At 65.7% G+C, this 19276-nt stretch carries 17 protein-coding genes; 13 read left to right on the top strand and 4 right to left on the bottom strand.

All coding sequences use genetic code 11. The features are described 5' to 3' along the window. The first annotated feature begins 107 nt into the window (after positions 1-107). The 5 genes from NLM25_RS43475 (at position 108) to NLM25_RS43455 (ending at position 4486) form a co-directional block, all read left to right on the top strand. Positions 108-1079 (top strand): aliphatic sulfonate ABC transporter substrate-binding protein, encoded by a 972-nt coding sequence (locus NLM25_RS43475; protein WP_254141031.1) that lies wholly within the window; start codon positions 108-110, stop codon positions 1077-1079. A 236-nt stretch (positions 1080-1315) separates the two neighbouring features. Further along, the gene (locus NLM25_RS43470; RefSeq protein WP_254141366.1) at positions 1316-2161 is read left to right on the top strand and encodes an ABC transporter permease; all 846 of its coding nucleotides are present in this window, start codon (positions 1316-1318) and stop codon (positions 2159-2161) included. Positions 2162-2165: 4 nt separating this feature from the next. Further along, positions 2166-2951, top strand: a complete 786-nt coding sequence (locus NLM25_RS43465; protein ID WP_254141030.1) for an ABC transporter ATP-binding protein — start codon at positions 2166-2168, stop codon at positions 2949-2951. A 54-nt stretch (positions 2952-3005) separates the two neighbouring features. Further along, entirely contained in the window at positions 3006-3515 is a 510-nt protein-coding gene (locus NLM25_RS43460; RefSeq protein WP_027514578.1) for an OsmC family protein, read from the top strand. Between the two features lie 170 nt (positions 3516-3685). Continuing rightward, the gene (locus tag NLM25_RS43455; protein ID WP_254141029.1) at positions 3686-4486 is read left to right on the top strand and encodes a hypothetical protein; all 801 of its coding nucleotides are present in this window, start codon (positions 3686-3688) and stop codon (positions 4484-4486) included. Between the two features lie 101 nt (positions 4487-4587). Here NLM25_RS43455 and mutS read toward each other — a convergent pair whose 3' ends face one another. Continuing rightward, positions 4588-7326, bottom strand: coding sequence for a DNA mismatch repair protein MutS (gene mutS / locus NLM25_RS43450; RefSeq protein WP_254141028.1), 2739 nt, complete (start codon positions 7324-7326; stop codon positions 4588-4590). 216 nt (positions 7327-7542) lie between these two features. Between mutS and pcaF the strand changes: the two genes are divergently transcribed. The 6 genes from pcaF (at position 7543) to NLM25_RS43420 (ending at position 14297) form a co-directional block, all read left to right on the top strand. Next, on the top strand, positions 7543-8751 hold the full coding sequence (pcaF, locus tag NLM25_RS43445; RefSeq protein ID WP_254141027.1) for a 3-oxoadipyl-CoA thiolase: 1209 nt from the start codon (positions 7543-7545) through the stop codon (positions 8749-8751). Positions 8752-8888: 137 nt separating this feature from the next. Next, positions 8889-9782: a dioxygenase gene (locus NLM25_RS43440; protein WP_254141026.1), complete on the top strand. Its 894-nt coding sequence runs from the start codon at positions 8889-8891 to the stop codon at positions 9780-9782. Positions 9783-9903: 121 nt separating this feature from the next. Then, positions 9904-10605 (top strand): protocatechuate 3,4-dioxygenase subunit beta, encoded by a 702-nt coding sequence (pcaH, locus tag NLM25_RS43435; protein ID WP_254124040.1) that lies wholly within the window; start codon positions 9904-9906, stop codon positions 10603-10605. A gap of 15 nt (positions 10606-10620) precedes the next feature. After that, on the top strand, positions 10621-11208 hold the full coding sequence (gene pcaG, locus NLM25_RS43430) for a protocatechuate 3,4-dioxygenase subunit alpha (RefSeq protein ID WP_254124039.1): 588 nt from the start codon (positions 10621-10623) through the stop codon (positions 11206-11208). A gap of 260 nt (positions 11209-11468) precedes the next feature. Next, a complete protein-coding gene (locus NLM25_RS43425) occupies positions 11469-13160 on the top strand; it encodes a methyl-accepting chemotaxis protein (RefSeq protein ID WP_254141025.1) in 1692 nt (563 codons plus the stop codon). A gap of 75 nt (positions 13161-13235) precedes the next feature. Next, positions 13236-14297, top strand: coding sequence for an ecdysteroid 22-kinase family protein (locus tag NLM25_RS43420; protein ID WP_254141024.1), 1062 nt, complete (start codon positions 13236-13238; stop codon positions 14295-14297). A 129-nt stretch (positions 14298-14426) separates the two neighbouring features. Here NLM25_RS43420 and NLM25_RS43415 read toward each other — a convergent pair whose 3' ends face one another. The 3 genes from NLM25_RS43415 to NLM25_RS43405 are packed head-to-tail and all read right to left on the bottom strand — an operon-like array spanning position 14427 to position 17632. Next, complete coding sequence (locus tag NLM25_RS43415) at positions 14427-15983, bottom strand: MDR family MFS transporter (protein WP_254141023.1); 1557 nt, start codon at positions 15981-15983, stop codon at positions 14427-14429. Positions 15984-15987: 4 nt separating this feature from the next. Continuing rightward, a complete protein-coding gene (locus tag NLM25_RS43410) occupies positions 15988-17157 on the bottom strand; it encodes an HlyD family secretion protein (RefSeq protein ID WP_254141022.1) in 1170 nt (389 codons plus the stop codon). Continuing rightward, the gene (locus NLM25_RS43405) at positions 17150-17632 is read right to left on the bottom strand and encodes a MarR family winged helix-turn-helix transcriptional regulator (RefSeq protein WP_254124034.1); all 483 of its coding nucleotides are present in this window, start codon (positions 17630-17632) and stop codon (positions 17150-17152) included. Before NLM25_RS43405 ends, NLM25_RS43410 begins: the two co-directional genes overlap by 8 nt. 157 nt (positions 17633-17789) lie before the next feature. On the opposite strand from NLM25_RS43405, the gene NLM25_RS43400 reads away from it, so the two are divergent. Beyond that, positions 17790-18284: a Fur family transcriptional regulator gene (locus tag NLM25_RS43400; protein WP_254141021.1), complete on the top strand. Its 495-nt coding sequence runs from the start codon at positions 17790-17792 to the stop codon at positions 18282-18284. A gap of 35 nt (positions 18285-18319) precedes the next feature. After that, positions 18320-19273 (top strand): DMT family transporter, encoded by a 954-nt coding sequence (locus NLM25_RS43395; RefSeq protein ID WP_254124032.1) that lies wholly within the window; start codon positions 18320-18322, stop codon positions 19271-19273. Positions 19274-19276 lie beyond the last annotated feature (3 nt).

Here is a 19276-nt window from a genome sequence, read left to right as displayed (position 1 = left end):
TTTGGGCAAATCTGTTCTCAGGCGGCGCACTTTCGGGAGAGTGATTTTCTCGTTGACCTCTAGATATAACTCATTGAAAAACAATGAAGTTTTCAAGGAGGTTGGGCGTGACTGGGATTACTCGACGCATTCTGCTGGCGGGAGCGGTGGCGCTTGCAATGATACCTGCGGCACGGGCGGCGGATCCGCTCAAGGAAATCCGCATCGACTGGGCGACCTACAACCCGGTGTCGATGGTCCTGAAGCAGAAGGGGCTTCTGGAGAAGGAGTTCGCCAAGGACGGAATCAGCATCGTCTGGGTTCAGTCGGCCGGCTCCAACAAGGCGCTTGAATTCCTCAACGCCGGCTCGATCGATTTCGGCTCGACCGCGGGCTCGGCGGCGCTGGTGGCGAAGATCAACGGCAACCCCATCAAGTCGATCTACGTCTATTCGCGCCCCGAATGGACGGCGCTGGTCACGGGCAAGGATTCCAAGATCGCGAACGTTGCCGATCTCAAGGGCAAGCGCGTCGCGGTGACGCGGGGCACCGATCCGCACATCTTCCTGGTGCGGGCACTGTTGGGTGCCGGCCTCACCGAAAAGGACATCACGCCGGTCCTGCTCCAGCATGCCGACGGCAAGACCGCGCTGATCCGCGGCGACGTCGATGCCTGGGCCGGCCTCGATCCGATGATGGCGCAGGCCGAGGTCGAGGAAGGCGCGAAGCTGTTCTATCGCAAGGCCGATGCCAACACCTGGGGCATCCTCAATGTGCGCGAGCAGTTCTTGAGGGACTATCCGGACGCCGCCCGCCGCGTGCTCGCCACTTACGAAGAGGCGCGTAAATATTCGCTGGCGAATTACGACGAGCTGAAGAAGACCTTCATTGCCGTCACGAAGCTGCCTGAGCCGGTGGTCGACAAGCAGCTCAAGGAGCGTACCGAGCTCACCCACAGCCGCATCGGCGCGCCCCAGCGCGAATCGATCCTCGCCGCGGGCCTCGCGTTGCAGCAGGCCGGCGTCGTCGATGCCAAGGTCGACGTGAAGGCGACGCTGGATGCCCTGATCGACGACCAGGTCCCGCTGCCGACGAATTAGTTCGACAGGAAAGAGGCAATCGCGCGCGGCAAACTCCGCCGTCGTCCCGGGGCGCGAAGCGAACCCGGGACCCATAACCACAGGGAGTGGTTTGGCGCGAAGACGGTCACTCCGAGTCCCGTAACCACATCTCCCTGTGGTTATGGGTCCCGGATCGGCGCTTCGCTTGTCCGGGACGACAGCGGAGATTGCCGCACGCCCTTGCAATCCCACGCCAGACGCGCTTCCTACCGGCCATGATCTCCGACGCGCCAGTCCTGCAACAAACCTCGGAACCGGCCGAAGGTGCTGCCGCGCCGTCGCGGCTGTCGCGCTATGCGGAGCCGTTGCTTGGGATTTTACTGCCGCTGACGCTGGCGCTCGGCTGGGAGCTCGTTGTCTGGCTGGGCTGGTCCAACGGACGGCTGGTGCCGCCGCCCTCGCGCGTCCTTGCCACCATCACCGAGCTGGCGCGCTCCGGCGAGCTGGTCCGCCACATCGCCGCGACGCTGTGGCGGGTCGGTCTCGGTTTTGCGTTCGGCGTGATCGCGGGCACGCTGCTGGGGGCCATCTCCGGCTACTGGTCGCTGGCGCGGCGGCTGCTCGATCCGACCGTGCAGGCGCTGCGTGCGATTCCCTCGCTTGCCTGGGTGCCGCTGTTCATCCTCTGGCTCGGCATTTTCGAGACCTCGAAGATCGCGCTGATCGCGGTCGGCGTGTTCTTCCCGGTCTATCTCGGCGTGATGGGCGCGATCCTCTCGGTCGATCGCAAGATCGTCGAGGTCGGCCGTACCTTCCGCCTCTCCGGCTTCGCGATGATCCGCCGCATCCTGCTGCCCGCCGTGCTGCCGGCTTACGTGGTGTCCCTGCGCGTCGGCCTTGGTCTGGGCTGGATGTTCGTGGTCGCGGCCGAGCTGATCGGTGCTTCCGAAGGGCTCGGCTATCTCCTGCTCGACGGCCAGCAGCTCGGCAAGCCCGCGCAGATCCTCGCCGCCATCGTGATCTTTGCCATCCTCGGCAAGCTCACCGACTGGCTGATCGAGGTTGCGGCCGCGCCGTTCCTGCGCTGGCAGGACGCCTTCGGGCGCACGAAGGGAACGTAACGCGATGCTGGCGCTCGACCGGGTCAGCAAGACCTATCCCAACGGCGTGCAGGCGCTGGTGCGCTTCTCCGCCGAGATCAGGCAGGGCGAGATCCTCGCCATCATCGGCGGCTCTGGCTGCGGCAAGTCCACGCTGCTCCGCGCCATTGCCGGCCTCGACCGCGCCAGCTCCGGCGCGGTGACGCTCGACCGCGAGGCGATCAGCTCGCCGCACGCCAAGATCGGCATCATCTTCCAGGAGCCGCGGCTGCTGCCCTGGCTCAGCGTCGCCGACAATATCGGCTTCGGCCTCGCCGACCTGCCGGCGACTGAGCGCCGCGAGAAGGTGGCTCGCGCGCTCGAACGCGTCGGGCTCGCCGACAAGGCGCAGGCCTGGCCGCGCGAGCTCTCCGGCGGGCAGGCGCAGCGCGTCGCGATCGCCCGCGCGCTCGTGCCGCAGCCCGAAGTGCTGCTGCTCGACGAACCGTTTTCCGCGCTCGATGCCTTCACCCGCAGGGATCTGCAGGATCATCTGCTCGACCTCTGGGCCGACACGCGCCCGACATTGATCCTCGTCACACATGACGTCGACGAGGCCGTGGTGCTGGCCGACCGCGTGCTGGTGATGCGGCCGCGGCCGGGCCGGCTGTTCGACCAGATCGAGATCAATCTCGGCCGCCCACGCGACCGCAGCTCGCCGCTATTCGAGAATTTCAAGCGAAGTGTGCTGACGTCACTCGACCGTTCGCTCGACCGCAGCGTGCCCGACCGTGACGCAACCCAGGGTCCCGGTCAGGCCATGTGGTGGTGACAATTTCTCTCTGAGCCGGTACATCGGGGAGCAATTTTCCCGGGAGAGAACAAGATGGACGCCGCAGCACTGCGCCAGATGCAGGCCCCGATCAAGGAACGCTACAAGACCGATCCCAAGACCGCGATGATCACGCTGAAGGCCAAGGGCTCGACCGACAGCGAAGGCATCGCCTGCAAGGTCGAGACCGGCCGCGCCATCGCGATGGCTGGCCTGCATCCGGCCACCGGCGGCTCCGGCCTTGAGCTCTGCTCCGGCGACATGCTGCTGGAAGCGCTGGTCGCCTGCGCCGGCGTCACGCTGAAATCGGTCGCGACCGCGATCGAGGTGCCGCTCAAGACCGGCAACGTCTATGCCGAGGGCGACCTCGATTTCCGCGGCACGCTCGGCGTCGACAAGGAGACCCCGGTCGGCTTCGCCGAGATCCGCTTGCGCTTCGAGGTCGACACCGACGCGCCGCAGGACAAGCTCGATCTCTTGCTCAAGCTCACCGAACGTTATTGCGTGGTCTATCAGACCATCAAGAACGGCCCGAAGGTTTCGGTGTCGATGCAGCGGATGTGAGGCGAGGATCGCAAGCCCAGCACCCGGTGTCGTCCCGGCGAACGCCGGGATCCATAATCCCGGACGCCGATTGTATCGCCGGACTGATCACTACAACCGTCTAACACAGCGAAGCCTGTGGTTATGGGTCCCGGATCTGCGCTTCGCTTGTCCGGGACGACAAAACAAATATGCCTCTCGACCTCCACCTCATCCTTTTTCTTCTCCTGCGCATGGCGATCGCGGCGGCGTTCGTGGTGTCGGCTTCGATCATCACCGAGCGCTCGGGTCCGGTGATCGGCGCGCTGGTCGCGACCCTGCCGATCTCGGCCGGTCCCTCCTACGTCTTCCTCGCGCTCGACCATGACGCCGCCTTCATCGCGCAAGGCGCCTTGTCGAGCCTTCCGGTCAACGCCGCGACGATCGTCCTTGGGCTCACCTATGTCGTGCTGGCGCAGCGGAACAATCTGCTGGTGAGTGCCGGCAGCGCGGTCGCGGTGTGGATCGTGCTGGCCTCCATCATCCGCCTGTTCGACTGGACCCTGACCGCCGGGCTTGCCGTCAACCTGGTCGCCTTCGGCATCTGCATTCCGCTGCTCGCAAAGTACCGGCATGTGAAGATGCCGCTGGTGACGCGTCGCTGGTACGACATTCCATTCCGCGCCTCGCTGGTCGCAACCCTTGTCGCGATCGTGGTCTCGACGTCGGGCTGGGTCGGCCCAAGGGTCAGCGGCGTCATCGCGCTTTACCCGATCGTCTTCACCAGCATCATGGTGATCCTGCATCCGCGCATCGGCGGCCCGCCGACCGCGGCCGTGCTCGCCAACTCCGCCTGGGGTCTGCTCGGCTTCGGCATGGCGATCGCGGTGCTGCATCTCGGTGCCGCCAATTTCGGCTCCGCGATCGGCCTCAGCATGGGCCTCGCCACCTGCATCGTCTGGAATCTGACGCTGTGGTGGAACGGGCGGAGGAAGCGGCTGGCGGCGGCGTGAATCTCGTAGGGTGGATTAGCGAAGCGTAATCCACCGCTTTGCTTTCCACGCGGATAGACCGCGGTGGGTTACGCCTACGGCTAACCCACCCTACGGCACCGTCACTGCTTCGGTAGCTTCGCCTTCAGCGCATACAGCGCATCGAGCGCCTCGCGCGGGGACATCTCGTCGGGGTGCAGCGCCTTCACGGCATCCATCAGCAGTTCGGCCTCGGTCGGCGGCGCGGCTTCCGCGGCGGCGCGTGAGGGGACGGCGAACAGCGGCAGGTCGTCGGCGAGGGCGCGGGCGGTCTGGCCGCGATCCTGGGCTTCCAATTTCGCCAGCACGGACTTGGCGCGCGTGATCACCGCCGGCGGCAGGCCGGCGAGCTTCGCCACCTGGATGCCGTAGGAGCGGTCGGCGGAGCCCGGCAGCACCTCGTGCAGGAACACGACATTGCCCTGCCATTCCTTCACCCGCACCGTCGCGTTGAACATGCGCGGCAGCTTGGCCGAAAGCGCGGTCAGCTCGTGATAATGCGTGGCGAACAGCGTGCGGCAGCGGTTGCTCTCATGCAGATGCTCGATCGCGGCCCAGGCGATGGAGAGGCCGTCGAAGGTCGCGGTGCCGCGGCCGATCTCATCTAAGATCACCAGCGCGCGCTCGCCGGCCTGGTTCAGGATCGCGGCGGTCTCGACCATCTCCACCATGAAGGTGGAGCGGCCGCGCGCGAGATCGTCGGCGGCACCGACGCGCGAGAACAGGCGGTCGATGATGCCGATCCGCGCGCGCGTGGCCGGCACGAAACTTCCGATTTGAGCAAGAAGTGCGATCAGCGCGTTCTGGCGCAGGAAGGTCGATTTACCGGCCATGTTGGGACCGGTCAGCAGCCAGAGCTGGCCGGATTTCTGCGCCGGGCTCGGCGAGAGGTCGCAGGCGTTGGCGATGAACGGCTCGCCATTGCGCTTCAAGGCCTGCTCGACCACGGGATGGCGGCCGGCCTCGATGGCGAAGCCGAGGGAGCCGTCGACCTCGGGCCGCACGTAGTTCTCGTCGATCGCCAGCTTTGCCAGCGACGTCGCGACGTCGAGCAGCGCGAAGGCGTGGGCGGCGGACCGCAAATCCTCGCTGATATCGAGCGCCTTGGCGCAGAGCCGTTCGAAGATTTCGAGCTCGAGTCCGAGCGCGCGATCGCCGGCATTGGCGATCTTGGCCTCGATCTCGCCCAGCTCGGAAGTGGTGAAGCGCACCTGTCCTGCCAGCGTCTGGCGATGGATGAAGGTCGCGTTCAACGGCGCCGACATCAGCTTGTCGCCGTGTTGCGCGGTGACCTCGACGAAATAGCCGAGCACGTTGTTGTGCCGGATCTTGAGGCCCTTGACGGAGGTCGTGTCGGCGTAGCGCGCCTGCATCGAGGCCACCACGAGGCGCGACGCATCGCGCAGGTTCCGGGCCTCGTCCAGCGCGGGCTCATAGCCCTGGCGGACGAAGCCGCCATCGCGCTTGATCAGCGGCAGTTGCTCGTCGAGCGCGCTCGCGAACTCGGACGCGAGCTCGCGCGACGGCCTTTGTAGCGCCGCCATCACCGCGGCGATCTCCTGCGGCGGCTGGTCGAGCTCGCCGAGCCGCGCCAGCACCTGGTCGGCGGCGATGATGCCGTCGCGCAGTCCGGCGAGGTCGCGCGGGCCGCCACGGCCGACCGAAAGACGGGCCAGCGCCCGCGACATGTCGGGCGCGCCGCGCAGGATACTGCGGATGTCCTCGCGGGTAGCCGAGTCCGCCACAAACGTGCTGACGGCATCGAGCCGCCGCGCGATGGCCGGTGCATCGGTCAGCGGCGCTGCGAGGCGCTGTGCCAGCAGGCGCGAGCCGGCCGAGGTCGCCGTGCAGTCGATGGCGTCGAGCAGCGAGCCGCGGCGTTCGCCCGCGAGTGTGCGCGTCAATTCGAGATTGGCGCGGGTGGCCGGGTCGATCGCCATGGTCGCACCGGAAGCCTCGCGTGCGGGCGGCGACAGCGGCGGATGCTTGCCGACCTGGGTGCGGTCGACATAGGTGACGGCGGCGGCGGCTGCCGTGGCCTCCAGCCGCGTCAGCTGCGCCAGCCCGTCCATGGTCGCGACGGCGAAATAATCGCACAGGCGTTTCTCGGCGGTGGCGCCATCGAAGACGTCGCGGGTCAGCGGCGTCACCGCCGGCAGCTCGCGCAAGGTCTGTCCGAATTCGCTGTCGTTGTAGAGCGCGTCGGTGACGATGGCTTCGTTCGGATTGATGCGGGCCAGCGTCGCGGCAAGCTCGCCGCTGGAGCATTCCATCACGGTGAATTCGGCGGTCGAGATGTCGATCCAGGCGAGGCCGAAGCGGTCGCCGCCGGCGGAGGAGCGGGCCCGCGCGATCGCCAGCAGGTAATTGTTGGCGCGCGCATCGAGCAGCGTATCCTCGGTCAGCGTGCCCGGGGTGACCAGCCGCACCACGCCGCGGCGCACCACGCTCTTGTTGCCGCGCGCTTTCGCGGCGGCGGGATCCTCGGTCTGCTCGCACACAGCGACCCGGTGGCCGGCGGTGATCAGGCGGTGCAGATAATCCTCGGAACGCTCGACCGGCACGCCGCACATCGGGATATCGGCGCCCTGATGCTTGCCGCGCTTGGTCAGCACGATGCCGAGCGTCCGGGAGGCGATCTCGGCATCCTCGAAGAACAGCTCGTAGAAATCGCCCATGCGGTAGAACAGCAGCAAGCCCTGATGCGCCGCCTTGATCTCAAGGTACTGTTCCATCATCGGCGTGACGCGCGCGATGGCTTCCGCCTGCGGCGCGGGCGTCGGTTCGGGGTCTGGCGCGGGAATGGGCTGTTGCATCGTCATGAGCGGCGCAACCTACAAAATTTCGCCTCCTGCTCCTATCGCTTTGGCCGGGGAGGGGAGGTTTTCCACGTTGTCCGCACCGCGGCATGCGCTGGCGGCGTGCGGGCCCTTCGGAACACGCAAGAAACCGTCAATTGACCTGCCGCGGGCGCCCTCCTAAAACTCCGCCGACATTGAAGAATTTGGGCCGAACCGCGGCATTCAGGGAGAACAACGATGCGTGACGTCTTTATCTGCGATGCCGTGCGGACCCCGATCGGCCGCTTCGGCGGCTCGCTCGCCAAGGTGCGTGCCGACGATCTGGCCGCCGCCCCCATCAAGGCGCTGATGGCGAAGCACCCGAAACTCGACTGGGCGCAGGTGGACGAAGTGTTCTTCGGTTGTGCCAACCAGGCCGGCGAGGACAACCGCAACGTCGCGCGCATGGCGCTGCTGCTCGCGGGCCTGCCGGATTCGGTTCCCGGCCAGACCCTGAACCGGCTCTGCGCCTCCGGCCTCGACGCGGTCGGTGCTGCGGGGCGCGCCATTCGCTCCGGCGAGATCGAGCTTGCGATCGCCGGCGGCGTCGAATCCATGACCCGCGCGCCCTTCGTGATGGGCAAGGCGCAGGAGGCCTTCTCGCGCTCCGCCGAGATTTTCGACACCACCATCGGCTGGCGCTTCATCAATCCGCTGCTGAAGGCGCAGTACGGCGTCGACGCGATGCCGGAGACCGGCGAGAACGTCGCCGAGGAATTCCAGGTCTCGCGCGCCGACCAGGACGCGTTCGCGATCCGCTCGCAGCAGCGCGCGGGTGCTGCGATTGCCGCTGGTTACTTCGCCGAAGAGATCACGCCGATCACCATTCCCGGCGGCAAGGCCGGCCCCATCACGGTCGACAAGGACGAGCATCCGCGTCCCGAGACCACGCTGGAAGGCCTCGCCAAGCTGAAGCCGATCGTGCGCAATCCTGGTACCGTGACCGCCGGCAACGCCTCCGGCGTCAATGACGGCGCCGCCGCGATGATTCTGGCCTCCGAAGCCGCGGTGAAGAAGCACGGCCTGACGCCCCGCGCCCGCATCCTCGGCCTCGCCTCGGCTGGCGTGCCGCCACGCATCATGGGCATCGGCCCGGTGCCGGCCACCCGCAAGCTGATGGAGCGGCTCGGCAAGAAGATCACCGATTTCGACCTGATCGAGCTCAACGAGGCCTTCGCCTCGCAGGGCATCGCCTGCATGCGCCAGCTTGGCGTCGCCGACGATGCCGATTTCGTCAACCCGCATGGCGGCGCCATCGCGCTCGGCCATCCCCTCGGCATGAGCGGCGCGCGTCTCGCGCTCACCGCCGTCCACGGCATGGAGAAGCGCGGCGGTAAGCTCGCCCTCGCCACCATGTGCGTCGGCGTCGGCCAGGGCGTTGCGGTCGCGATCGAGAAGCTGAGCTGACGGGACGCGTAGCGTCCCTTCATCCCGGGGCAGCCCGATAGGGTTGAACCCGGGATCTCGAGATTCCGGGTCTGGTCCTTCGGACCATCCCGGAATGACGGTGTTGGAGTTAAGCGGGTCGCTTCAGGGACCGTGCCATGATCATCGCGCGCGAGCAGGACGTCACGGCCGCCGCTCTGGCGGTGATGGAGCGGACGGCCGATCCGCGGATGCGGCAGATCATGATCTCGCTGGTCAAGCATCTGCACGGCTTCGTCCGCGATGTCAGGCTGACCGAGAAGGAATTCCGCGACGCCACCGCTGTGATCGCCGAGCTCGGCAAGCTGACGACCGACACGCATAATGAAGTCGTGCTGATGGCGGGCTCGCTCGGTGTCTCCCCGCTGGTGTGCCTGCTCAACAATGGCGATCAGGGCAATACCGAAACCGATCAGTCGCTGCTCGGACCGTTCTGGCGGTTGAACTCGCCGCGGGTCGAGAATGGCGGATCGATCGTCCGTTCCGAGACCCCGGGCGCACCGCTGTTCGTCAATGGCTGCGTCGTCGACAGTAACGGTCGTCCCGTCGCCGGCGCGGAGGTCGACGTCTGGCACGCTTCGCCCGTCGGTCTCTATGAGAATCAGGACCCCGAGCAGGCCGACATGAACCTGCGCGGCAAGTTCACGACCGATTCCGACGGGCGCTTTGCCTTCCGCTCGGTGATGATGGTCGGCTATCCCATTCCGACCGACGGTGTGGTCGGCCGCCTGCTGAAGGCGCAGGACCGGCATCCCTATCGTCCCGCGCATCTGCACGCCCTGATCTTCAAACCCGGATTCAAGGTTTTGATCTCGCAGGTCTACGACCCCAACGATCCCCACATCGACAGCGACGTGCAGTTCGGCGTGACGCAAGCGCTGATCGGCAAGTTCCTGCGCCACGATTCGCCGCATCCGGCTGCGCCCGGCGTCGCGACGCCCTGGTATTCGCTCGACCACACCTATCGGCTCGAGGCCGGCGAGGCCGTGCTACCGCGCCCGCCGATCAAATAGTACGCTCATGCCGGGCGCGCAGGAGGCCCGCTAAACCCGCTTCCCCCAATTAGTTATATCCTATAATGATCGGGGGAAGCGTTGACCGGCCGGACCAGAATGGCCGGGGAGGAGTTCGCCAATGACATTCATCTATCCCGTCGACAGCAACAAGGCGCATCCGCTGCCACTGTCGCCCGAATACAAGAGCTCGATCAAGCGCGCGCCGAACAAGCCCTTGATCCCGATGCGCCACACGCTGTCGGAGTTGACCGGCCCGGTCTACGGCCACGAGACCGTGCGCGAGGGCGATGCAGATCTCACCACCCAGCATACCGGCGAGCCGATTGGCGAGCGCATCATCGTGCACGGCCATGTCCGCGACGAGGACGGCCGCGGCGTGCCGAACTCGCTGGTCGAGATCTGGCAGGCCAATTCCTGCGGCCGCTATGTCCATGTCCGCGACCAGCACCCGGCGCCGCTCGATCCGAATTTTACGGGCGCGGGCCGCACCGTGAGCGACGCCGCCGGCTACTACCGTTTCGTCACCATCAAGCCCGGCGCCTATCCCTGGGGCAATCACCACAACGCGTGGCGTCCCGCGCACATCCATCTGTCGGTGTTCGGCCATTCCTTCGTCACGCGCCTCGTGACGCAGATGTATTTCCCGAACGACCCGCTGTTCCCGTTCGATCCGATCTTCAACTCGGTGCCGGACGAGAAGGCGCGGGCGCGCATGGTCTCCTCGTTCGACCTCGACAACACCCAGCCCGAATGGGCGCTGTGCTACCGCTTCGACATCGTGCTGCGCGGCAAGAACGCCACGCCTATGGAGAACCATTAAGTGCAGGGAAGCGAGATGGACAACGGTATCACCCCATCGCAGACCGTCGGACCGTTCTTCAAATACGGCCTGACGCCGACCGGCGAGTACGCCTGGAACGATGCGTTCACCAACTCGACGCTGACGCCCGACGTCACCGGCGACCGCGTCCGCATCGAAGGCCGTGTGTTCGACGGTGACGGCGTCGTGGTGCCCGACGCCATGCTGGAAATCTGGCAGGCGGACGCGCAGGGCCGCTTTGCCGACCCGCAGGACAAGCGCGCGTTGCCGAATGCCAGCTTCCGCGGCTTCGCCCGCTGCGGCACCGACAAGGACGGCAATTATTCCTTCGACACCATCAAGCCGGGCGCGGTGCCCGATCCCGACGGCAAGCCGCAGGCGCCGCACATCGTCCTTGCGGTGTTCGGCCGCGGCATGCTGCGGCATCTCTACACCCGCATCTATTTCAGTGACGAGGCAGGCAATGCGGCCGATCCGGTGCTGGGACTGGTGCCGCCCGATCGCCGCGCGACGCTGATCGCGACGCGCGAGGCGGGCAAGGCGGTCTACCGGCTCGACCTGCGGCTTCAGGGCGACGACGAGACGGTATTCTTCGACATGTGAGGCAACGCGGGCGGCGACGTTGACGCCGGCCCGCGCTTCTCATCCGGCGCAACGGAGCAGGTTGCTGCGTGGCATCGGGCCCGAGACGTTTCTCTTCGTGCTGTGAGTCAGTCGCCCTGACTCGCAGACCGGCCGTTTGACATCCAACTTCCGTAGTTTTCCGGTGTTCGCGCGATGCAATTTCCGCGCGAAGCAATCCTGTGTTTACCGCAGTCGTTTAGGGTCCGTTTGGATTTCGACCTGCGCCACCGGATTGATTCATGAAAATTCGTCTTTCCCTTTCTTCTGCGATCATTGCATTCGGGATCGTTCTGGCCATCGGTTTCACGGCCGTGGTCTCCACCAGCCTTTACGCGCTGCGCGAGCTCAAGGTCGGCGGCCCGCTCTATTCCGACATCAAGCTCGGCAACGACCTCATTGCCGACATCCTGCCGCCGCCGGAATATGTCATCGAGGCCTATCTCGAAGCCACCCTCGCCATGCGCGAGCCGGACCAGCTGGCGGCCCATGGCGAGCGTCTGGTCCAGCTCCGCAAGGATTACGACGAGCGCAAGGCGTTTTGGGTCACCTCCAGCCTCTCGGCCGACCTGAAGACGGCGCTGGTGTCGAAATCCGACGCCGAGGTGCAGAAGTTCTGGAAACTGCTGTCCGACCAATTGCTGCCGGCCCTCAAGGCCAAGGACACGGCCGCCTCCGAGCGCGCCTATGCGCAGCTCAAGGATGCCTACACCGCGCATCGCGCCGTCATCGACGGCATCGTCGAGAGTGCCAACAAGCAGAACGCCGACATGGAGAAGCTGGCCGCGGACCGCGACAGCTCGATCCTTTTCATCCTCCTCGGCGTTTCCGCCGCCGTCCTCGCCTTCATTGCCGCGGGCCTGCTCGGCGTCGCCCTCGGCGTGGTGCGTCCGATCGTGCGCATGACGGACACGATGCAGCAGCTCGCGACTGGCGATCTCGCCGCCGACATTCCCTTCGCGCATCGCAAGGACGAGGTCGGCTCGATGGCGGGCGCGCTGCTGGTGTTCAAGCAGGCCGCGGTCGAGAATTCGCGCCTGCGCGAGGAGCAGCTGCAAAAGGAGCAGGAGGCGGCGCTTGCCAAGCGTGGTGCCCTGCACCAGATGGCCGAGACCGTCGAGCGCGAGACCGGCCGCTCGGTCGATTCCGCGAGCGTGGCAAGCCAGGGCGTCGAACGGGCCGCCTCCAGCCTGTCCGAGATCGCCCGGTCGCTGTCCGCGGAGTCGCAAGCGGTGGCCTCGGCGTCCACCCAGGCCCTGGGCAGCTCGCAGACCGTCTCGGCCGCGGCCGAAGAGCTGAGCGCCTCGATCCGGGATATCGCAACGCAGGTCGCGCGGACCAGCACGGTCACCAAATCGGCGGTCGCCGGCCGCGAGCAGGCGCGTTCGACCATCCAGGCGCTGGCGGGCGCGGTGAAGAAGATTGCGGAGGTCTCCGACCTCATTGGCGGCATCGCCGGCCAGACCAACCTCCTGGCGCTCAATGCCACGATCGAGGCCGCGCGGGCCGGCGAGGCCGGTCGTGGCTTTGCGGTGGTTGCGGCCGAAGTGAAATCCCTGTCCGACCAGACCGCCAAATCCACCGAGGAGATCGGGCGTCTGATCGCGGAAATTCAGGCCTCGACGCAGGCGGCGGTCGATGCCGTCGAGACCATGGGAGGCCACATCGTCGAGATCGACGGCGTGGCGACCTCGGTTGCCGCCGCGATGGCGGAGCAGGACGCCGCAACGCGGGAGATCGCCCGGTCGATTTCCGAATCGGCCTCCGCCGCGAAGGAGGTCTCGGCCAAGATCGCCAATGTCAGCCGCGACGCCGCCTCGGTGGACGAGCGCGCCACGGAGGTGAGGCAGGCCATCAACGGCATGGCGGCCAATCTTGAATCGCTGCGGACGGTCGTGGTTCGGACCGTCCGCGATTCGACTGCGGCGGCCTGAGCAGGCGCGGGGTCTGGCGCTGGTGCCCGCGGTCGTGATCGTGCAGTATGGCGCGGGACGGGGGCATCGTGGTTCATGACAACTCCACAACTGCCGGCGGTCGTTGAGCCCGCCCGACTGACGGCCGCGCTACGTAAGGCTGGCGCGCTGGATCGTGGCGCCGTTCGCGAAGTGAAGGTGCTGCATGAGCGTGACACGATCCTGTCGCACATCGTGCGACTCGGCTTGCGCTATGTCGGGGAGTCTGCTGGTGCGCCGCAATCCCTCATCCTGAAGACCGCGCATTCCGCCTTCGCGAAGACGCTTGCAAATGGCGGCCGGCACGAAGTGACCTTCTACACGAAGCTTGCGCCGCAGATGCCGCCGGGGCTCGTGCCGCGCTGTTTCGACGGTCATTTCGACGAAGAGAGCCAGACCTGGCATCTGCTGCTCGAGGACCTCACCGACAGCCATGAGATCGCGACGCAATGGCCGCTGCCGCCGTCGCGCGATCAAGCGATGGCGATCGTCACCACGCTGGCCCGCATGCATGCAGCGTGGTGGGACCATCCCGGTCTCGGCGAGACTGCCGGCACCTGGGCGAGCACCGAGGACAGCGCAAGCCACATGGAGACCTTCGCCGGCCATTACGATCGCTTCGCCGACCTGCTCGGCGATCGCCTCAGCGAAGAGCGCCGCACCCTCTACCGCCGCCTCATCGATCAGTCGGCCCGGCTATCCCAGCGTTATCACTCTCGCCGCCACGCTACGATCACTCATGGCGACGCGCATACCTGGAATTTTCTGCTGCCGCGCGCCAGCGTCGCGGATAGCGTACGCATTTTCGATTTCGACCTCTGGGGCATCAACCTGCCTACCACCGACCTCGCCTACATGATGGCGATGCAATGGTATCCAGATCGCAGGCAAGTGCTCGAGCGGGCGTTGCTCAATCGTTACCACGAGACGCTGATAGCCAACGGCGTCAGCAGCTACACGCGCGGTGCGCTCGATCAGGATTATCGTCTGTCGGTGCTCTGGCACATCACCAAGCCGGTCTGGCAATGGAGCATCAACATCCCGCCGTTGATCTGGTGGAATAATCTCGAGCGGGTGATGATGGCGGTCGAGGATCTCGGCTGCGAGGAGCTGTTGTAAGCTCGCGCCACCTGTTCGCCGTCGTCGCCCGGCTTGACCGGGCGACCCAGTATTCCAGACACGTTCGTGGATACGGAGACGCCGCGGCGTATTGGATGCCCCGGTCAGGCCGGGGCATGACACCTGTGGCTACTCCATCACCGCATGTTCCGGCCCCGCGGCCTGCTTGCGCAGCGTGGCCTTGGTCGAGCCGATCAAGAGGGCCAGCGGAATGGTGCAGAGAATGAAGAACATCACCAGCTGGTAGTCGTGCGCGAAGGCGATGATCTGCGCCTGCACGCTGACCATTCTGTCCGCCATGGCGCGGCCGGCGTCGGTGGAGAGATCGATCATGCCGCTGACGCTGGGCATCTGAAGCGCGTGGTTGAACGGGTTGATGTACTCGGACAGGATCGCGTAGGTCCGCCGCGTGCCCTGCGTCAGCTCGGCGATGACGACGGAGATGCCGACCGAGCTCGCGACGTTGCGCATCAGGGTCAGCATCGCGGTGCCGTCGGTACGCAATTCGTTCGACAAGGTCAGGAACGCCACCGTCGAGAGCGGCACGAAGACGAGGCCGAAGCCAAAGCCCTGGATGACACTGACGGTGACGATCTCCGGCACCTGGGTCAGGTCGGTCCATCCGGTCATCTGGAACAGCGAGCCCGCGGTCAGCGTCAGGCCTGTGATGATCAGCGTGCGCGCCTCGAAATAACGCATCATGCGGCCGACCAGCATCATGGCGAAAAAGGTGCCGAAGCCCCGGCTCGCCAGCAGCAGGCCGGCGGTGATGATGGGATAGCCGATCACGTTCTGCATGTAGGGCGAGGCCAGCGCCATGGTCGAGAACAGCACGAGCCCCATCACGATCATGAACATGCAGCCGGTGACGAAGTTGCGGTCCCGGAACAGCGCGAAGCGGATGAACGGCGTCGAGGTCGTGAAGGAGTGCGCGAGGAAGAAGTAGAAGGCCACGGCCGAGACGATGAATTCCGCGATGATTTCGTTGGACTCGAGCCAGCCCAATTGCTCGCCGCGGTCGAGCGCGAGCTGAAGCGAGCCGATCGCGACTGCCAGTGCCGCGAAGCCGAACCAGTCGAATTTGCGGCTGAGGTCCTTGCTGGTCTCGTCCATGAAGACGATCAGGCCGAGCACGGTGACGGCGCCGAACGGCAGGTTGACAAAGAACACCCAGTGCCAGGAATAGGTCTCGGTCAGCCAGGCACCAAGGGACGGACCCATGATCGGGCCCATCATCACGCCCATGCCCCAGATCGACATCGCCTTGGCGCGTTCCTGGAGCGTGTAATAGTCGAGCATGACCGATTGCGACAGCGGCACCAGGGCCGCGCCGAACACGCCCTGCAGCAGGCGGAACAGCACCATCTGGTTGATGTCCTGCGCAAGCCCGCAGAGCACGGAGGCAAAAGTGAAGCCGGCCGAGCAGATGATGAAGATGCGCTTGCGGCCGAAGCGGTTGGCGATCCAGCCCACCGGTGCCGTCATGATCGCGGCGGCGACGATGTAGGAGGTCAGGACCCAGTTGATCTGGTCCTGCGAGGCCGACAGCGTGCCCTGCATGTAGGGCAGGGCGACGTTGGCGATGGTGGTGTCCAGCGCCTGCATGATGGTCGCGGTCATGGCGCAGATCGTCACCATGTTCCGGCGCAGGCCGGGGACCATCAGGCTGGCATTGGGGCCGGACATCGGGTCAGTCCTTGTCCTGATCTTGGCCCGCGGTCGCCGACAGGCCGAGCAGGCCGGCGAGCGAGCGCTTGTGGCCGGTGTCGATGGTGGCGTAGACGCTCATGCCGGCCTTGAGCTTCCGCACGTATTTGTCGGTCTCGTCGAAATAGATCCTGACAGGCACGCGCTGCACCACCTTGACGAAGTTGCCGGTGGCGTTCTGCGGCGGCAAGATCGCGAATTGCGCGCCGGTGCCGGGCGAGAGCGAACCGATCTTGCCCTTGAAGACGTGGTTCGGGAACGCGTCGACCTCGAGCGTAACAGGCTGTCCCTCGGTGACGTAGGTGAGGTCGCTCTCCTTCGGATTGGCGTCGACCCAGGGGTGGGCGACGTCGATGATGGAGAACACCGGTGTGCCGGCGGTGACGTAGCGGCCGAGCTGAATCTGCTCGACCTGCGTCGCAACGCCGCCCATCGATGCCCGCACCACGGCGTGGTCGAGATTGCGCTCGGCGTTCTCGAGCTTGGACTTGGCCTGCGCGTAAGGCGGGAATTTCTCCAGCGGCAAATCGGTGTCGCCGAGCAGCTGGGTCTTCGCTGCCGACATCTGCTGCTTGACGTATTGTGCGACGGAGCCTGACGTCACCAGCGCGTTCGATGCGTTGTCGAGGTCGAGCTGCGAGCCGTAGTTGTTCTTCACCAGCGCCTGCTTGCGTTCGACATCGCGCTGCTTCAGCTCGACGCCCTGCTGGGCGAGGCTGAGCATGTCGCCGTAGATCTTGATGTTGGCGCGAAGGTTGTCGTAGGTCGTCTGCGCCTGCATCAGCTGCGCCCTGGCCTCGTCCACCGCGAGGCGGAACGGCACGGGATCGATCTCGAACAGCTCGTCGCCCTGCTTGACGGTCTGGCCTTCCTTTACGACGACCTTCTGGATCTTGCCGGAGATGTCGGGTGTGACCAGGACTTTCTGCGCGCCGACATAGGCATCGTCGGTGCCGACATAGCGGCCGCCGTGCAGATAGAAGGTGATGCCGGCGCCGGCGACGACGAGCGGCAGCACGACCAGGAGCAGGAAGCGGCGATAGCGGCGCAGGCCCGCCACCAGGCGGCGGCGCGGGTCGGTACCGGCTTTCTTGGTGGGCTTGCCGCTGTCGCCCTTCTGCTCGGGCTGGAACTTGAGAACCTGATCAGCCATAGCGCTGCTCCTTACGCGCTTGCTCCGCTCCGCTGGTCTGGATCGCGGTACGCACGTTTTCCTTGATTGTTTCGAGTTGAGTGAGGAGACGGTGGGCCTCCGCCGGGGTGATGCCCTCGAGTGCATTGGCGGTGATCTCGGACCTGAGCCCGCTCATCCGGCCGAGCAGCTGCCGGCCCGCCTTCTTGAGATACAGGCGCTTGACCCGGCGATCCGAAGCATCGCTGCGCCGCTCGATCCAGTCACTGTCGCAGAGCTTGTCGATCAGGCGCGTCAGCGTGATCGGCTGCACCTCGAGGAGCTCCGCGAGTTCCGACTGCTTCATGCCCTCGCTGCGCTCGACCTTGGCCAGCACCGCCCATTGCGCGCGGGTGATGCCGAAGCGCGAGGCCTCCTTGTCGGCATAGACGCGCAACAGGCGGTAGAGCTCGGCGAGCGTAAACAGGAAGTTCTGGTCCACGGGCCCGGGACTCATGAGCTTGGTCTCCAATAAGCTTGCAATATAATAAGCAAGCTTATGATTATTTCATGGCGGGTTTGCGGGACGCTGTCCCGCAGGATGAGCATGGCTGATCGCCGCGACCCCGGTCGTGCTTTGGGTTCCACCGCCGAAATGCTAGAACGCCGATCCCATGACCCTCGCAAAGCCGGCCTTTCCCGCGCCCGACCACGATCACGGCCGCTGCACCGCGGACGCGTTGGCGCATGCCGAGGAGGTCTGCGAGCAGCGCGCGCAGAAATTCACGCCGATTCGCCGCCAGGTGCTGGGGGCACTTCTCTCCAGCCACAGGCCGCTCGGCGCCTATGAGGTGATCGACGAACTGGCCAAGTCGATGCCGCGGCCGGCGCCGATCACGGTCTATCGTGCTCTCGATTTCCTGATGGCCAACGGCCTCGTGCACCGCATCGAAAGCCGCAACGCCTATCTCGCCTGCGCCGCGCACGACCACGATTCGACCTCGGCGGTGGCGTTCCTGATCTGCGAGCGCTGCGGCCTGGTCGGCGAGATTTCGTCGGCGTCTTTCGCCGGGGATCTCAACGCCGCCGCGCGCAGCTCAGGCTTCGCGCCAAAACTGTCCGTGGTGGAGATCACAGGCGTCTGCACCCATTGCCAGAAGAAGCCTTGAAGTAACAACGGCGCAAAGCCGGTTTTCGGGAAGACATGTCCGCACCTCAAGAAATACCCTCTGCCGGGCGCCCCCTCAGTGCCGGCGCCATCGCCCTGATGCTCATGCTGTGCCTGACCTGGGGCTTCAACCAGATCGCGGTGAAGCTGGTGCTGCCGGATATCCCGCCGATGCTTCAGGCGACGATCCGCTCGATGGGCGCACTGCCGGTCTTGTTCATCATCGGCACCTTGAGGGGCGTCAAATTCTTCGAGCGTGACGGCACGTGGAAGCCCGGCGTCGTCGCCGGACTGATGTTCGGCGTCGAGTTCATCCTGATCTTCCAGGGCCTGCGCTTCACCCCGGCATCGCGGGCGGTCGTGTTCCTCTACACCGCGCCGTTCTTCGTCGCGCTCGGCTCCTACCAGGTGCTCGGCGAGCGGCTTGGCGGCACGCAATGGCTGGGGCTGGCCATCAGCTTTGCCGGGGTCGCACTCGCGATCGGCGTGCCGCAGCCCAACGTCGATTCGCATGTCCTGCTCGGCGACCTCATGATCGTCGGCGGCGCGGCGCTGTGGGCGGCGACCACGCTGGTCGCCAAGGGCACAAGGTTGCGCTTCGCTGCGCCGGAAAAGGCGCTCGGCTACCAGGTCGCGACCTCGATCCCGATCCTGGGGCTGGCAGCCTGGCTATCCGGGGAGACCATCACCCACACCCCGTCGCCGCTGTCGCTCAGCCTGATGGCCTTCCAGGCAATCTGGGTGGTGGGAACCACGTTCACGCTTTGGTTCGCGCTGGTGAAGGCCTATTCGGCCAGCAAATTGTCGGCTTTTACGTTCATCACCCCTTTGTTTGGCGTGGCGGGTAGCTATTTCATCATGCACGACACCTTGAGCCTGACATTCGGGGCCGCTGCGATCCTTGTAATTGCTGGGCTTTTTCTGGTTAACCGTCCGGGCCGATTGGCTGCGGCGCCGCCTGATGCATTGCTGAACGTCACCAAAACCTGATAT

The sequence above is a fragment of the Bradyrhizobium sp. CCGB01 genome, assembly GCF_024199795.1.
Classification (GTDB): Bacteria; Pseudomonadota; Alphaproteobacteria; order Rhizobiales; family Xanthobacteraceae; genus Bradyrhizobium.
Note: the sequence above shows the minus strand (reverse complement) of the source record. Positions and strands in the feature narration are given on the sequence as shown.

Coding starts and splice junctions, on each gene's coding strand:
- NLM25_RS43400 (WP_254141021.1), top strand. CDS start 17,790: ATGACCCTCGCAAAGCCGGCCTTTCCCGCGCCCGACCACGATCACGGC.
- NLM25_RS43460 (WP_027514578.1), top strand. CDS start 3,006: ATGGACGCCGCAGCACTGCGCCAGATGCAGGCCCCGATCAAGGAACGC.
- pcaH (WP_254124040.1), top strand. CDS start 9,904: ATGACATTCATCTATCCCGTCGACAGCAACAAGGCGCATCCGCTGCCA.
- NLM25_RS43455 (WP_254141029.1), top strand. CDS start 3,686: ATGCCTCTCGACCTCCACCTCATCCTTTTTCTTCTCCTGCGCATGGCG.
- NLM25_RS43465 (WP_254141030.1), top strand. CDS start 2,166: ATGCTGGCGCTCGACCGGGTCAGCAAGACCTATCCCAACGGCGTGCAG.
- NLM25_RS43415 (WP_254141023.1), bottom strand. CDS start 15,983: ATGTCCGGCCCCAATGCCAGCCTGATGGTCCCCGGCCTGCGCCGGAAC.
- NLM25_RS43420 (WP_254141024.1), top strand. CDS start 13,236: ATGACAACTCCACAACTGCCGGCGGTCGTTGAGCCCGCCCGACTGACG.
- NLM25_RS43410 (WP_254141022.1), bottom strand. CDS start 17,157: ATGGCTGATCAGGTTCTCAAGTTCCAGCCCGAGCAGAAGGGCGACAGC.
- pcaG (WP_254124039.1), top strand. CDS start 10,621: ATGGACAACGGTATCACCCCATCGCAGACCGTCGGACCGTTCTTCAAA.
- pcaF (WP_254141027.1), top strand. CDS start 7,543: ATGCGTGACGTCTTTATCTGCGATGCCGTGCGGACCCCGATCGGCCGC.
- mutS (WP_254141028.1), bottom strand. CDS start 7,326: ATGACGATGCAACAGCCCATTCCCGCGCCAGACCCCGAACCGACGCCC.
- NLM25_RS43470 (WP_254141366.1), top strand. CDS start 1,316: ATGATCTCCGACGCGCCAGTCCTGCAACAAACCTCGGAACCGGCCGAA.
- NLM25_RS43405 (WP_254124034.1), bottom strand. CDS start 17,632: ATGAGTCCCGGGCCCGTGGACCAGAACTTCCTGTTTACGCTCGCCGAG.
- NLM25_RS43440 (WP_254141026.1), top strand. CDS start 8,889: ATGATCATCGCGCGCGAGCAGGACGTCACGGCCGCCGCTCTGGCGGTG.
- NLM25_RS43395 (WP_254124032.1), top strand. CDS start 18,320: ATGTCCGCACCTCAAGAAATACCCTCTGCCGGGCGCCCCCTCAGTGCC.
- NLM25_RS43425 (WP_254141025.1), top strand. CDS start 11,469: ATGAAAATTCGTCTTTCCCTTTCTTCTGCGATCATTGCATTCGGGATC.